Source organism: Sanguibacter keddieii DSM 10542 (genome assembly GCF_000024925.1).
GTDB lineage: Bacteria > Actinomycetota > Actinomycetes > Actinomycetales > Cellulomonadaceae > Sanguibacter > Sanguibacter keddieii.
The window spans coordinates 381,817-395,852 of the sequence record NC_013521.1; the positions used below are offsets into that span (position 1 = coordinate 381,817).

The 14,036-nt window shown below is 73.2% G+C and carries 13 protein-coding genes; 8 read left to right on the forward strand and 5 right to left on the reverse strand.

Annotated features, from left to right (window positions below; all coding sequences use genetic code 11):
* Positions 1-17: 17 nt before the first annotated feature.
* Together SKED_RS01685 and SKED_RS01690 are read left to right on the forward strand one after the other, a co-directional pair.
* Positions 18-1,139 carry a LacI family DNA-binding transcriptional regulator gene (locus tag SKED_RS01685; protein WP_012865380.1) on the forward strand — a complete coding sequence of 374 codons (1,122 nt, stop codon included), beginning with the start codon at positions 18-20 and terminating at the stop codon, positions 1,137-1,139.
* A 106-nt stretch (positions 1,140-1,245) separates the two neighbouring features.
* Positions 1,246-2,577, forward strand: coding sequence for an ABC transporter substrate-binding protein (locus tag SKED_RS01690; RefSeq protein WP_081447883.1), 1,332 nt, complete (start codon positions 1,246-1,248; stop codon positions 2,575-2,577).
* Positions 2,578-2,601: 24 nt separating this feature from the next.
* On the opposite strand, the gene SKED_RS01695 is transcribed toward SKED_RS01690, so the two are convergent.
* Positions 2,602-3,174: a PIN domain-containing protein gene (locus tag SKED_RS01695; protein WP_012865382.1), complete on the reverse strand. Its 573-nt coding sequence runs from the start codon at positions 3,172-3,174 to the stop codon at positions 2,602-2,604.
* A gap of 13 nt (positions 3,175-3,187) precedes the next feature.
* The gene (locus SKED_RS01700) at positions 3,188-3,724 is read right to left on the reverse strand and encodes a helix-turn-helix domain-containing protein (RefSeq protein ID WP_012865383.1); all 537 of its coding nucleotides are present in this window, start codon (positions 3,722-3,724) and stop codon (positions 3,188-3,190) included.
* Between the two features lie 176 nt (positions 3,725-3,900).
* On the opposite strand from SKED_RS01700, the gene SKED_RS01705 reads away from it, so the two are divergent.
* A complete protein-coding gene (locus tag SKED_RS01705) occupies positions 3,901-4,665 on the forward strand; it encodes a YitT family protein (RefSeq protein WP_217167931.1) in 765 nt (254 codons plus the stop codon).
* A 45-nt stretch (positions 4,666-4,710) separates the two neighbouring features.
* On the opposite strand, the gene SKED_RS01710 is transcribed toward SKED_RS01705, so the two are convergent.
* Complete coding sequence (locus SKED_RS01710) at positions 4,711-5,685, reverse strand: hypothetical protein (protein ID WP_012865385.1); 975 nt, start codon at positions 5,683-5,685, stop codon at positions 4,711-4,713.
* Between the two features lie 170 nt (positions 5,686-5,855).
* On the opposite strand from SKED_RS01710, the gene SKED_RS01715 reads away from it, so the two are divergent.
* From SKED_RS01715 to SKED_RS01735, 5 genes are all read left to right on the forward strand, one after another.
* Positions 5,856-6,614, forward strand: coding sequence for an ABC transporter ATP-binding protein (locus SKED_RS01715; RefSeq protein WP_012865386.1), 759 nt, complete (start codon positions 5,856-5,858; stop codon positions 6,612-6,614).
* Positions 6,611-7,519 carry a hypothetical protein gene (locus SKED_RS01720; protein WP_012865387.1) on the forward strand — a complete coding sequence of 303 codons (909 nt, stop codon included), beginning with the start codon at positions 6,611-6,613 and terminating at the stop codon, positions 7,517-7,519. Before SKED_RS01715 ends, SKED_RS01720 begins: the two co-directional genes overlap by 4 nt.
* Positions 7,516-8,361 (forward strand): ABC transporter permease, encoded by an 846-nt coding sequence (locus SKED_RS01725; RefSeq protein ID WP_012865388.1) that lies wholly within the window; start codon positions 7,516-7,518, stop codon positions 8,359-8,361. The genes SKED_RS01720 and SKED_RS01725 overlap by 4 nt, the downstream gene beginning before the upstream one ends.
* Before the next feature lie 128 nt (positions 8,362-8,489).
* Entirely contained in the window at positions 8,490-9,944 is a 1,455-nt protein-coding gene (locus tag SKED_RS01730; protein ID WP_012865389.1) for a sensor histidine kinase, read from the forward strand.
* The gene (locus SKED_RS01735; protein ID WP_012865390.1) at positions 9,941-10,621 is read left to right on the forward strand and encodes a response regulator transcription factor; all 681 of its coding nucleotides are present in this window, start codon (positions 9,941-9,943) and stop codon (positions 10,619-10,621) included. The genes SKED_RS01730 and SKED_RS01735 overlap by 4 nt, the downstream gene beginning before the upstream one ends.
* A 193-nt stretch (positions 10,622-10,814) precedes the next feature.
* Here SKED_RS01735 and SKED_RS01740 read toward each other — a convergent pair whose 3' ends face one another.
* Positions 10,815-11,885, reverse strand: coding sequence for a hypothetical protein (locus SKED_RS01740; protein ID WP_012865391.1), 1,071 nt, complete (start codon positions 11,883-11,885; stop codon positions 10,815-10,817).
* 101 nt (positions 11,886-11,986) lie between these two features.
* Complete coding sequence (locus tag SKED_RS01745) at positions 11,987-13,882, reverse strand: alkaline phosphatase (protein WP_012865392.1); 1,896 nt, start codon at positions 13,880-13,882, stop codon at positions 11,987-11,989.
* Positions 13,883-14,036: the final 154 nt, after the last annotated feature.

Consider the following 14,036-nt stretch of genomic DNA (forward strand, 5'->3'; position numbering starts at 1 on the left):
GAGGACGGGAGACACCGGTGGACCTGCCCCGAGCACGCCACGAGTACCTGCTGCGCGAGGTCGAGCTGCGCGGCAGCGTCCGGTCCGCGCAGGCCGCCACGCACCTCGGGGTCTCCGAGGTCACCGTGCGCCGCGACATCGCCGCCCTCGACCGCGACGGCCGACTCGTCCGCGTGCACGGCGGCGCGATCGCCGCCCGCTCCACCCGCGCACCCACCGCCGCCCGGGCGCTCGTCGGCGTCGTCGTGCCGAGCACCACCGCCCACTTCCCGCAGATGGTCCGCGGCATGGAGGCCCTCGCGCCCTCCCTCCACGCCCGCCTCGTCCTCGGTGTCTCCCACTACCGACCCGAGGTCGAGGAGGCCCAGACGGAACGCCTCCTCGCGCTCGGCGTCTCCGGCCTGGTGCTCGCCCCCACCCTCCGCGACCGCGACGAGGCCCAGCTCGGCCGCTGGCTCGCGACGCTCACCGTGCCCGTCGTCCTCGTCGAGCGCCGCGTCGAGCCGCCCGGCGCCCGCGAGCTCGACCTCGCCCGCACCGACCACGCGCACGGCGCCGTGATCGCCGTCGAGCACCTCGCCCGCCTGGGGCACACGCGGGTCGCGCTCGCGGTCTACGACCGCACGCCCACGGCACCCTGGATCCGCCAGGGTCACGCCGACGCCGTCGCCCGGCTCGGGCTCGACGCCGCGCCGGACACGTCCCTGCCCAAGGGGTACGACGACCCGGCCGAGCTCGCCCAGGCCCTCGAGGCGCTGCTCGACGACTGCGCCGCGACGGGCACCCGCGCCGTCCTGGTGCACACCGACGACCACGCCGCGCGCCTCGTCGAGACCGCCCTCGACCGCGGGATGCGGGTGCCCGAGGACCTCGCGGTCGTCGCCTACGACGACGAGAACGCGGAGCTCGCCGCCGTCCCGCTCACCGCTGTGACCCCGCCGCGGCGCGAGGTGGGGCGCGAGGCGCTGCGGCTCGTCCTCGACCGGGTGGGTGATGTCGGGCAGGGCGAGGGCGTGCGCGCGTCCCGGCACGTCGAGCTGCTGCCGCGCCTCACAGTGCGCGAGTCCTGCGGCGCCGCGCTGGGCGGTGCTGCACCGGACGGCGCCGGGCTGACTGGTCCGGTGGCACGTCGTTCGTGAACGTTTTTGTCGGTTCTCGTCCGTGCGCGTCGCGGCCGGTGCCACGATGCCAGCGGCGGTGCAGCGACATCCGCGGTGCAGCGACGTACTGAGCAAGGAGGCTCATATGAGGCGACCACACGCACGAGCGACGACAGGACCCACCGTCTCGGCGGCAGGCCGGGCGACCCGACGAGCGCGGACGGCCGTGGCCGGTGCCCTGGCCGTGGTGCTCCTGACGGCAGGGTGCTCCAGCGGCGACGCCGACGCCGGCGGCAAGACGGTCATCGACTTCACGTGGTGGGGCGACGTGTCCCGCGCCGAGCGCTACGAGGAGGCCGTGGCGGTCTTCGAGAAGGAGAACCCCGACATCGACGTCCGCACCAGCTACGGCGCGTGGGACAGCTACTGGTCCTCGCGCAACGTCGAGGCCGCGAGCGGGAACCTGCCCGACGTCATGCAGATGGACATCGCCTACGTCACCGAGTACGGCTCGACCGGGCGCCTCGCGCCCCTCGACGAGCACATCGGCAGCACCATCGACGTGAGCACCCTGCCCGACACCCTCCTGCCCACCGGGCAGATCGACGGGACCACCGTCGCGATCCCCACGAGCACCGCGACGCTCGCGACCATGGTCAACACCGACCTCTTCACCGAGCTCGGCGTCGACGTCCCGACCGAGCCGCTCACCTGGGACGAGTACGACACGCTCCTCGGCGACCTCGCGACCGCCGGTGCGTCCGGCGACCCGACGGTCTACGGGTCGGTCGACTACACGCAGATCTTCTGGCTGTTCCAGATCTGGCTCGGCCAGCAGGGCAAGACGATGTTCGACGGCGACGCCCTCGGCTTCGACGAGTCCGACCTCGCCACCTGGTGGGAGCGCGCGCAGCCCTTGCACGCGGACGGCACCTTCATGCCGCCGGCGCGCCTCACCCAGCTCGAGGGCGTCGACGCCCTCGGCATCGGGGAGACCGCGTCGGAGATCAGCTGGGACAACTTCCTGGTGCGCTTCAGCGAGGGCAGCCGCAGCGGCACCCTCGAGCTGCTGCAGCCGCCCGCCGACGACCCCGACCAGTCCGGGCTGTTCCTCAAGCCGTCGCTGCTGCTGTCGGTGGGGGCGAACACGGAGCACCCCGAGGAGTCGGCGAAGCTGGTCGACTTCCTCACCAACAGCCCCGAGGTCGGCGAGATCTTCGGGATGTCGCGGGGCGTCCCGTCGTCGAGCAGTGCCATCGAGGGCTTCGAGCCCGAGGGCCTCGACCTGCAGATCCTCGAGTACGAGCAGTCCCTCGAGCCGTACCTCACCAGCTCCCCGCCGCCGCCCGTCTCGGGCTTCGGCACCCTCGAGTCCACGTTCGTCCGCCTCAGCGAGGAGCTCGGCTACGGGACGATGACGGTCGACCAGGCCGTCGAGCAGTGGTTCGCCGAGGCCGAGAGCGTCCTGGCGAGCTGAGTGCGGCTGTCCGACGCGCCGTCGTCAGCCCACCCGACGCAGGAGGCTGACGGCGGCGGACATGCCGTAGCGGACGTCCAAGATGTCCAGGAGCTGGTCGACGGTCCGCGGCGTCCGGACGGACCGGATGGAGATCTCGACCAGCGCTCGTCGCGCGAGCGCCGGCGAGACCTCCACCGTCTCGAGCGCGAAGTCCCGAGGTGTGACCACCTGGACACCTGATGGCATCTTCTCGACCGGGAGGTCTCGGAGGTTGTCCGTGACGATCACCCCAGCCCCGCCGACGACCGCTGCGGCAACCAGGTGCTCGTCATCGATGTCCGGCAGCCCGAAGGTGCCCTCGAGCGGTTCCCAGCCGGAGACGCAGGCGTCGTCGAAGGCTCGACGCATCGCGCCGACGAGATGGCGCGCCGCGGCGTCGGCGCCTTCAGGGTCTGCTCCGCGGCCGACGAGCTTTCGGGTCTCGTGCTCCTGCAGCTCAGCGAGGACGGCCGACGACCACAGCGGCCGGTACAGTCCTTCGGCTGCGAGGCTGAGCAAGAAGTCGCGCTGGAGGCTGGGCCAGAGGACACAGGTGTCGAGGACCGCGGCGAACACGCGCAGCTCGGCTCTACTGCCCTGACTCGGTCATGGCTGCGCGACGGCGTCTCGCCACGGTGCTGCGGACGTCACGCAGCTGGGCGAGCGCCTCTCCCGGGTCATCGTCGTCGATCTCGATCGAGGTGGCCGCGAGGACGTCGTACTGGTGCTGGCGTCGTCGCTCTCGGTAGTCGAGCACGTCGCGGAGCAGGAGCTGGCGCCGAGTCCCAGGGCGCTCCGCAGGGAGCTCTCCGCTGTCGATCAGACGGACCACGGTCGGCCGTGAGACGCCGAGCAGGTCCGCAGCCTGCTGTGTGGTGAGCGTCGTCGACCGCGGCGCGATCGTGACTGCCCGGCCGGCTGTCAGCGCATCGACGACCTGGTGCAGCAGGTGGTACATCGACTCCGGCAGCTCGACCTGGTCGCCCTCCCCGTCGCCGACGAGAAGGTACCGCTGCGGGACCGTGCCGTGCTTGCGCTCGTGCGCCTCCAGGAAGCTGTGAACCTCGGCGAGCTCACCGGCCTGGCTGGGGAGGAATGTCTGCTCTACGAGCTCAGCTCCGGACACGGGCATCTCCTTCGTCATCGTCGAACACAGCGTACTGGTGTTCGTAACGTTCGTACAGCGCCTCTGGTGGTGATGGGGGTGTGGCGAGCTGACGTCTTGTCCGCATCGCGAGCACGTAACGACCAGCAGGTGTGCGCGGGGTGGCGTGCGGGGCTGCGGGCGCGCACGCTGCACCCGTGACAGACGAGAGCACGCCCCCCGCCGCCGCGCCCACCCCGAGCACGACGACGGGCGACGCGCCGCTCGCACCGGACCCCTCCGTCGGTCCTGGCGTCGCCGCCACCTCCGACGGGGTCGGCGCACCCGTGCACGACGGGGCGCCCGTCCCCGACCCGGTCGCGGAGCTCGTCACCCGCCCGCACCGCCTGGTCGAGGACGTCGTCGCCCTGCTCATCGGGTCCCTGGCGCTGTCCTTCGGGCTCATGCTGCTCAAGGACGTCGGCGGCGTCTCCGGCGGGATCGCAGGCATCGCGTTCCTCGTCAACTACTCGACGGGCTGGTCCTTCGGTCTCGTCTTCTTCCTCATCAACCTGCCGTTCTACGCCCTCGCGATCATCCGCATGGGCTGGCCCTTCACCATCAAGACCTTCACCGTCGTCGCGCTCATCTCGGTCCTCACGAGCTTCCACGCGGCGAACATCACCATCGAGCACATGACGCCGTTCTACGCCTGCGCCCTCGGTGGCATGTTCATGGGCCTGGCGTTCCTCGCGCTGTTCCGCCACGGGGCGAGCGCCGGCGGGCTCGGCATCTTCGTGTTCTACCTGCAGGACCGCTTCGGCCTCAGCGCCGGCGTCGTCCAGCTGTGCTTCGACGCCGTGATCGTCCTCTGCGCGCTGTTCGTCGCCGACGTCCCCACGGTCCTCGCCTCGGTGCTCGGCGTGGTCGTCCTCAACGTCATCCTCGCCATGAACCACCGCCCCGGGCGCTACCGGGCCTGAGAGCCGGACTGCCACGGGCAGCGCCGCCGCGAGCGCGGACCGGCGCTAGGCCTCCGGGTCGAGGGTCGCCACCAGCGTCCCGGTGTTGTCTCGTGCGAGCTCCCCGGTCAGGGTCACCTCCACCTCCGCCGGGGTGCCGTCGACGGTGATGGCGAGCGCGCCGGGCTGTGCCTCGAAGCGCCACGTCTCGCCGTCGTCGGTCCAGAGCCGGTCGAGCACGGCGACCGGTGCGGCAGCCACGGCCTGCACCGACCCTGGGTCTGCTCCGGCGAGGGCTGAGGGGCAGGACGGGTCGGTGAGGTCGGAGTCGAGGCACGCGTCGAGCGCGTCGACGAAGGCCTCGCCAGCCTCGCCGGAGAGCAGGTTGAAGCCGAGCGTGGGGACGGCCTCGAGAGCGCTGAGGTCGTCGGTGCCGATGGTCTGCTGCTCGGGTACCCGCTGGATGACGTGCTCGGACCGCTCGAGCACCCCGGTCGGGTCGACGATCGTCACGTCGTGGCTGCCGGGCGGCATGACGACGTGCGCCTGGCTGTCGACGACGGGGACCCGGCAGGTGTCGTCGACGACGACCTCGGCGACGGTGGGGCCGTCGAAGGTGACGGTGACGGCGTAGGACTCGGGGAGGGCGGGGCTCCACCGACCGAGGACCTGGGTGAGCTCGAGGACCTCCTCCTGCGGGCCGCCGAGGGAGTACCGGACCTCGGCCGTCGCGGTGTCGCCGGTGACGGTCACGTCGCCGACCTCGGGGAGCACGAAGGGCATGGTCGTCTCGGCGTCCTGGAAGAGGTCGGGGCAGGCGAGCGACGACCGCTCCTCCGAGGTGAGCGTGAGTGCCTCGGCGAAGTTCCCGGCGGCGACGGTGCTGATGAAGGTCTCGACGTCGTCGATGACCTTCTGCTCGATCGTGGCCGGCCCTTCGACGGGTTGCTCGGAGGACTGGGTGCACCCCGCGGTCGCCAGGACGAGCGCGGTCAGAGCCACAGCGGTCACGGCGGTCGAGGCGTGCTGGTGGCGGGCCATCGTCGGAGCATAGCGAAGCGCCTCTCGTGCCTGGTCTCCTCCTCCTCGAGGAGGAGGTCGAGCCCGCGCGGATCTCGGTCTGCGGCAGGTGCCGTGGCCTCTACCTCTCTCCGTAGCGTCGACGTCAGGCAGGCCAACACCGGTGCGGGCCGCGACACGTCAGGAGAGTCATGATCCAGGTAGAGGCGCTGACCAAGCGCTACGGGACGACCACGGCGGTCGACGGGCTGAGCTTCACGGCCAGCCCCGGGACCGTCACCGGGTTCCTCGGCCCCAACGGCGCCGGGAAGTCCACGACCATGCGGATGATCGTCGGGCTCGAGCGCCCCACCTCGGGGACCGCGACCGTCGACGGCCGCCGCTACGCGGACCTGCCGGCGCCGCTGCACTCCGTCGGCGTCATGCTCGACGCCCGGTCGGTGCACCCCGGCCGCACGGCGTACCGACACCTGCTGGCCCACGCCCGCACCCACGGCATCGGCAAGGCCCGAGTCCGGGAGGTCATCGAGATGACCGGCCTGGAGTCCGTCGCCCGCCGCCGCGCCGGGACCTTCTCCCTCGGGATGGGGCAGCGCCTCGGGATCGCGACGGCCCTGCTGGGCGACCCGCAGACGCTCATCCTCGACGAGCCCGTCAACGGCCTCGACCCCGACGGCGTCCTCTGGGTCCGCCGCCTCGTCCGTGACCTCGCCGCGGAGGGGCGCACCGTCCTGCTGTCCTCCCACCTCATGCACGAGCTCGCGCTGTGCGCGGACCGGGTGGTCATCATCGGCAAGGGGCGCCTGCTCGCCGACGCCCCGGTCCAGGAGATCGTCGACCGCTCGGCGGGCGGCTCCCTCGAGGAGGCGTACCTCGAGCTCACCTCCGGGTCGGTCGAGTACCGCGGCCGCGCCGCCGGCGAGACCTCGACGTCGGGAGGTGCACGATGACCTCGTCAGCCACCTCCCGCCCGACCTCCGCCGGCGCCCCTGAGCACAGTGCCGCCCGCACCCCGGCCCCTGCCCACCGCGGCGCGACCCTCCCCCGGCTCGTGGCCTCGGAGTGGGTCAAGCTCACCAGCCTGCGCTCGACACTGTGGGTCGCGGTCGTCACGGTGGCGGTCGCCTTCGCCTTCACGTTCCTCGCGGCGAACGCGTCCTCCGGCGACCCCGGGTTCGACCCGACGCGCTCCTTGCCCGACGGCGTCGGCCTCTCCCAGCTCGGCACCCTCGTCCTCGGGGTGCTCGCCGGCACCGCGGACTTCCGCACCGGCGCGTTCCGGTCCACCTTCACCGCGGCGCCCCGCCGGGTGCTCGTCCTCGTCGCCCGCACCGTCGCGACGACCGGCGTCGCCGTGGTGGTCGCCCTGCTGACGCTCGCCGCGACGGTGCTCGGCGTGCTGCCCGCCGCGCAGTCCCGCGACATGTCCCTCGACCTCACCACAGGCTCGACGCCCCAGGTGCTGCTCGGCTCCGGGCTGCTCCTCGTCGGCATGGCGCTGCTCGGGCTGGGCCTCGGCTCGCTCCTGCGGCGCACCGTCCCGGCGATGGTCACGGCGCTCGCGCTCGTCTTCGTCCTCCCTGTCGGCATCAGCCTCGGGGGTGACCTCTCGACGTCGCCCACGGAGATGACCGCCGAGGTCGAGACCGGACCCACGGGCCTCGACCCCGTGAGCACCGTGCTCGCCTTCCTCCCGGGAGACGCCGCCTTCCGCATGACCACCACCTCGGAGGACGGCGGCGTCGACGGCGCTCCGGACCTCGGCCCGTGGGGCGGCGGCCTCGTCTTCGCCGGGTGGATCCTCCTCCCGCTCACCGCTGCAGGGATCCGCCTGCGCACCCGGGACGTCACGTGACCGCCGAGGCCGCCGGACGGACCCGCACGACCGCCCGGCACGGTGACCCCACCAGCCGCCCAGCCGTCACCTTCGCCAGGGTCCTCGCCTCGGAGTGGACCAAGACCGCCGGGCTCGCCTGGACGCTGTGGGTCCCGCTCGCGACCGTGCTGGTCGCCGCCGCGATGCCCCTCGGTCTCGGCATGTTCGCCCGGCCCGGCGACGGCACCACCGCTGCGGGCCTCGTCGTCTCCGGCGTCGTCCTCGCCCAGCTCGGGCCCCTCGTCCTCGGGGTGCTCGTCGGCACCTCCGACTTCTCCACCTCCACCGCAGCCACCACCTACACCGCCGTCCCACGGCGCCTCCCGGTACTTGCCGCCCAGGTGGTCCTCACGACGGGCATCGCACTCGTCACCTCCCTCGCCGCGCTCGGCACGTCGGTCGCCGTGACCGTGGCCCAGAGCGGCACGACAGGGCTGACGCTCGACCTCGCCGCGCACGACGGGACGGCCCGGGCGCTCGCGGGCGTCGTCCTCTACCTCACCGCGGTCGCGCTGCTCGGCCTCGGGCTCGGAGCCCTCGTGCGCCGGCCCGCCGGTGCGCTCGTCGTCGGCGTGGTGCTGCTCGTGGTCGCCGACAGGGTCCTCGCGGCCAACCCGGGACGCGTCGCCGACACGGTGCGCGTCCTGCTGCCCGGGGTCGGCACACGCCTCGTGGAGACCGACGGTCGGCTCGCGGTCACCGAGGCGGCGAGCCTCGGCCCGCACCTCGGGACCTGGGGCCCCGGGCTGGTGCTGGCCGCGTGGGCGGTCGGCCTGCTGGTCGCCGCCGGAGCCCGGCTGCGACACGGAGACGTCACGTGACCGGCCCCGGGGGCCAGCGCCCCGCCGTCACAGGCACGCACGACCTCCGCCGCGCGCTGCAGCCTGAGCCCGTCCCTGTCCCACACACGGAAGAGCACCCCCGCACGGGTGGTGAGAGAGTAGGCGCCATGCCCGCCACGATCCCCGCCGCGCCGCTCCTCGGTGCCGGACACGCGGCCGCACGGGCGGAGCGCAGCCCGAGCCCAGGTCGGCGCCGCGGTGGGCATCACTCGTGGCTCGTCCAGACCGTGCTCGCCCTCGTCGTCCTGCTCGTCGGGGCCGCCACCGCTGTCTACGCCCACTCGACGGTCCAGGGCATCGTCGCCCTCGGGATGTTCCCCGAGGGCACCGACCGGCTGCAGACCGTCCCGACCGTCTGGCTCGCCGGAGCCGCCGTCGGTGCCGTGCTGCTCGTCGCGCTGCGCACCCGGCCGGTCCTCGCCGTCGGGATCCTCACCGCGCTCGCCCTCGCGTCCCTCGTGACCGCCGGGATCTTCGGCGTCCTCGGCCTGTGCCTGGCCGTCGCCCTGTACTCGGTCGCCAGCACCCGGACCGCCCTCGTCACCTGGTCCGCCGTCGTCGCGGTGGTCGTGGTGCTGACCACCGCGGCCTGGCGGTGGCAGGTCATCGGGGTGGGGGAGATGTTCGTCTGGGGGACCTTCCAGCGACCCGCGGGCACCGAGCCCTTCCACCAGCTGATCCAGCCCGAGTTCTCCTCCGGACGGCGGTCCGCGACCGTCGCGCTCCTCGTGGTGCTCCTTCTCCTCGGTGTCGCCGCCGGGGCCAGCTCGCGCGCCCGGCGCCTCAAGCTCGAGGCCGAGGCCGACCACCGCGAGGCAGCAGCCCGCGACCGCGAGGCCAGCGCAGCGCTCGGCCGCGCCTCCGAGCGCGCCCGCATCGCCCGCGAGATGCACGACATCGTCGCGCACAGCGTCTCGGTGATGATCGCGCTCTCCGACGGTGCCTCCGCCGCGCTCGACCGCGCGCCCGACCGCTCCCGCGAGGCGCTGGGCGAGCTCTCCGCGACCGGGCGCACGGCGCTCACCGACATGCAGCGCGTGCTCGGCGCCCTCGACCCCGACGGCGAGCCGGGACCGTCGGCCTCCGGGTCGACGGAACCCACGGAGACCGACCTGCAGACCATCGTCGAGCGCTTCCGGGCGGCCGGGCTGCCCGTCACGGCGACGGGCCTGGACGTCGACCTCCCGGCGAGCACCTCGGTGCGGCTCGCCCTCGTGCGCATCGTCACGGAGGCGCTCACCAACGTGCTGCGGCACGCACCCGGGACCACGTTGGTCTCGGTGGACGTCCGCCGCACCGGGCGGACGGTCGAGGCGGAGGTCGTCGACACCGGAGGCACCCAGGCGGGCGACGGAGGGTCGGGCCGCGGGGTCCCCGGCATGCGTGACCGCGCCGCGCTGCTCGGCGGGAGCGTCGAGGCCGGCCCGCTGGTCGGCGGTGGGTGGCGCGTGCACGTCGTGCTGCCGTGCGACGAGCTCGCCCCGCGCACGTCGACCAGCACGACCGGCGTCGCCACCAGCAGCGCCACCACCGACGACGACGCCACCCAGGAGACCCCGTGACCACCGTCCTCCTCGTCGACGACCAGGCGCTCATCCGCATGGGCCTGCGCCTCGTCATCGACTCCGAGCCCGACCTCGAGGTGGTCGGCGAGGCCTCGGACGGCGCCGTCGCCCTCGACCAGGTCGCGGCGCTCGCCCCCGACGTGGTCCTCATGGACATCCGCATGCCCGGGGTCGACGGCATCGAGGCGACCCGGCGGGTCGTCGCCGAGCACCCGGCCGTGCGGGTCCTCGTCCTGACGACCTTCGACGTCGACGAGTACGCCTTCGCGGCGCTGCGGGCCGGGGCGAGCGGGTTCCTGCTCAAGAGCGCACGCCCCGAGGAGCTCGCCGACGCGATCCGCACCATCGCGTCGGGCAGCTCCGTCGTCGCGCCGCGCGTGGTGCGGCGGATGCTCGACCTCTTCGCCCCGCACCTGCCGGGCGGCGACGACGCGTCACCGGCCCGTCCCGACGAGGTCGCCCCTGTGCTGCGCGACCTCACCCCGCGCGAGACCGACGTGCTGCGGGCCGTGGCCGAGGGGCTGTCGAACGCCGAGATCGCCGAGCAGCTCGTGCTCTCGACCACCACGGTGAAGACCCACGTCGGCAACATGCTCGCCAAGCTGGGTGTCCGCGACCGCGTCCAGGCCGTCATCCTCGCCTACGAGTCCGGCCTCGTCCGCTCGCAGGGGTGAGCCGAGGCCCCGGCCAGCGAGGCCGCACAGCTGCACACCAGGTCGCACACCGACCCGCGAGGTCGCACGGACACGCCAGACGGACGCGGTCAGGCGGAGGATCTGGCGTGTCAGTGCGACCTCGGCGGAGAAGGTGCGACCTCGCGGATGGGGAGCAGAAGGGGAGAGGGGTGACCTGGTCGGCGCCGACAGCTCAGGCGTCGACGGTCTCGCGGTCGAGGGCTGCGACGGCGGCGTCGATGCGGCGCTGGGTGGCCAGCTCGCGGCGACGGCGGGTGCGGCGGACCAGCAGCACCGCGGCGACCGCGAGGGCCAGCAGGGCGAGCTGCGCCCACGGCAGGGCCCACGCCGACCAGCCGGCCGCGACGGTCGGGACCTCGACCTCGACGACGTCGTCGCCGACGACCACCGGCACCACGGTCACCTCGCCCGACACCGGTCCCAGCGGCCAGGTCCCGGCGAGCACCACGGTCGACGTGACGGCCTGGCGCGGCAGCAGCTCGCGCTGAGCGACACCCTCGCCGCTCGTCGAGGCCCAGCCGAACGGTCCGGCGGCGTCGGCCGTGATCCCGGCACCCAGCCGGACGTTGCCCTCGTTGGTCACCGTGTACTCGACCTCGACGGAGCCGGGCGCGAAGGGGTTCCACGACGGCGAGTAGCCGGCCTGGACGTCGGTCACCGCGAGGGTCGGCAGCACGTCGCCTGCTACCCGCAGGTGCAGGCGCACGCCCACGCGCGCGTCGAAGGACACCTGCTGCTCGCCCGCGACGGGCACGAGCGCGGCGACGATGCCCGCGGGGTGGTCGCCCGGGGTCGCATCCGCCGGGACGGTCAGGGTGAAGGGCACGGTGACGGTCGCCTCGGGGGCGACCTCGACGCGCATCGGCGTGCTGCCCTCGGTCGCGGGCACGCCGCCCTCGCCGACGGACACCCATGCCCCCGAGTCGACGGGGGTGGTGCCGGAGGGCAGCAGGTCGAACTGGCCGTCAGCGGTGACGAGGCCGTCGCTCGCGTAGAGCTCGAAGGTCGCGGGGTGCTCCGAGTAGTTCGTGACGGCCACGTGGTCGGCCACGGTCTGCCCGGGCTCCGCGTCGATGCGGTGCGAGACGCGACCGTCGGGGCCGTCGGCGGTCGCGGGCTCGACGGTCCACGTGGTCCCGGGGAGCGGCGCGTCGTCGGCGGCCGTGGCGGGGAGCGTGCCGAGGGCGGAGAGCAGCGAGGCGGCGGCGAGCAGCAGCGCGGCGCGAGCAGGGCGAGAGGTCATGGGGTGTCAGCGACTTCCGGGAGAGGTGGGAGCAGCACGGAGGAGCGGGGGACGACGAGAGGTGCCGGCCGGCCCGGAGGCCGACCGGCACCTGACGCAGGTCAGTCGACCGGGAAGAGCGAGACGCTCATCGAGCCCGTGTAGTCGCCGGCACGCGTGTCGACGGGGACCTCGAGGCCGATCTCGGCGCCGAGGTCGGTGGTGCCGAGACGGCCCTCGCTGCTCGCGGTCGCGAGGGTCGCGGGGGAGCCGAGGCCCTCGCCGCCGCCGAGCACGGTGCGCACGGGGGAGCCGAGGGACAGCCCGGGCTTGGCCGCCGCGGTGCTGGGCGTCCAGCCGAGGTGCGCGGCGCGGATGGTGCGCGGGCCCGACGACAGGTCGGTCGCCTGGCCGGACACGGTCCAGCCACCGGTGCCCACAGCCGAGCTGGCCCGCGAGTCCGTCACCGAGACGGTCGGGAGCTGGCCGAGGAACCGCAACCGGTCACCGATGTTCTTCCCGCCGTCGAGGGCCACGACGCCGTCGGCGACGGTGAGGGTCAGGCTGCCCTCGGCCTCGCCGATCTCCGGGACGGTCGCCTCGATCGGGATGCCCGACTCCTCGGGTGCGTCCTCGAAGCCCCAGGACTCGAAGGCCACCCGGGCGATGTCGACGTTGTCGAGGTAGGCGCCGCGGACCGGGTCCGTGCCGACCGCGTACGACGCGAGCAGGTCCGAGCCGGCGCCCTTGGCGAAGACCGGGACGAGCTGGTTGGTGTGGTTGCCCGAGAACCACTTCTGGTCGGGCAGCTGGCCCTGCTCACCGGTGATCGGCGTCCACGTCGGGTCGGAGGCGGAGCCGTCGAGGTAGCCGGTCTCGTGGTCGGCGGTGACGATGACGAGGGTCTCGTCCCAGCTCGACTCGGTCTCGACCCACTCGACGACCGTCTCGACGGCCGCGTTGAAGTCGACGGTCTCCTCGATGTTGCGGGTGGTCTCGTTGGCGTGGCCGGTCCAGTCGATCGCGCCGCCCTCGACCATGAGGAACAGGCCTTCTTCGTCCTGCTCGAGGACGTTGAGCGCACCCGAGGTGAGGGTCGCGAGGCTGGGGACGTCGTTCTGCGGGACCTCGAAGGGCAGGGTGCCGAGCGAGTCGCCCGGGCGCGCCTGCTGGAGGGTCGAGCCCACCTGGACGAGGCCGAACAGCTTGTCCGGGACGTTCTCGCCCGCGGCGAGCGCCTCGAAGTCGGCGGTGTCCTCGACGAGCGTGAAGTCGGTCTGGCCGTCCTTGAGGGAGTTCCAGCCCTGCTCGCTGAGGTAGTCGAAGCGGGGCGTGGCGAGCGGCTGGTGGCCGTCGTCGAAGAGCGGGTGGCCGGCGCCGACGATCACGTCGAGCGGGCCGGAGATCATCTCCTCGGAGATGCCGTGCAGGTCGTTGCGGCTCGCGTTGTGCGCGCCCCAGGCCGCGGGCGTCGCGTGGCTGAACTGGACCGACGTGACGACGCCGGTCGCCTTGTCGAGCTCGGCGGCGCGCTCGGCGACGTTCTTCACGCTGTTGCCCTCGGGGTCGACGCCGAGGATCCCGTTGTTCGTCTTGACGCCCGTGGCGAGCGCGGTGCCCGCGGCGGCCGAGTCGGTGGCGCCCGTGGCGATCCACGTGAAGTCCGCCCACGCCTTCGCGGGGTCGTACTCGGCACGGCCGTTGGCGGAGTGGGTCGACATGCCGACCTGCACGGGGAAGGACTCGAACACCTGGGACGCGGTGCCCGGCACGTGCTCGATGGTCCCGGCGGCGGGGTCGACGGCGACCTGGTGGTTCGTGGTGCCGTGCTGGTACAGGCTCGCGGCGTCGACGTGGTTGTAGCCCATGCCGTCGCCGATCAGCACGATGATGTTCTTGGGGCCGGCGGGGTCGGTGTCGGTGGCGAGCGCGGGCGTCGATGCCCCGAGCGCGAGGGATCCGGCGAGGGCGCCGGTGCCGGCGACCTTCAGCCAGGCGGAGGGAACGCGTGAAGTCATGGACTCTTCCTTGGTGAGGTACTCATCAGGAGCGGACACCGACAACCCTGTGCGTTGGCTGTGGACCCAGGGTTAACCCGGGTGAAACTCTCGCGGAACGCTCATGGTTCGTCGGCGACGTGCCGATGGTCTTCCCCATACCGGTCCGTGACGC

Excerpts from the sequence above, each read along its gene's own strand:
- SKED_RS01690 (WP_081447883.1), top strand. The coding sequence starts at position 1,246 with ATGAGGCGACCACACGCACGAGCGACGACAGGACCCACCGTCTCGGCG.
- SKED_RS01710 (WP_012865385.1), bottom strand. The coding sequence starts at position 5,685 with ATGGCCCGCCACCAGCACGCCTCGACCGCCGTGACCGCTGTGGCTCTG.
- SKED_RS01715 (WP_012865386.1), top strand. The coding sequence starts at position 5,856 with ATGATCCAGGTAGAGGCGCTGACCAAGCGCTACGGGACGACCACGGCG.
- SKED_RS01720 (WP_012865387.1), top strand. The coding sequence starts at position 6,611 with ATGACCTCGTCAGCCACCTCCCGCCCGACCTCCGCCGGCGCCCCTGAG.
- SKED_RS01730 (WP_012865389.1), top strand. The coding sequence starts at position 8,490 with ATGCCCGCCACGATCCCCGCCGCGCCGCTCCTCGGTGCCGGACACGCG.
- SKED_RS01740 (WP_012865391.1), bottom strand. The coding sequence starts at position 11,885 with ATGACCTCTCGCCCTGCTCGCGCCGCGCTGCTGCTCGCCGCCGCCTCG.
- SKED_RS01745 (WP_012865392.1), bottom strand. The coding sequence starts at position 13,882 with ATGACTTCACGCGTTCCCTCCGCCTGGCTGAAGGTCGCCGGCACCGGC.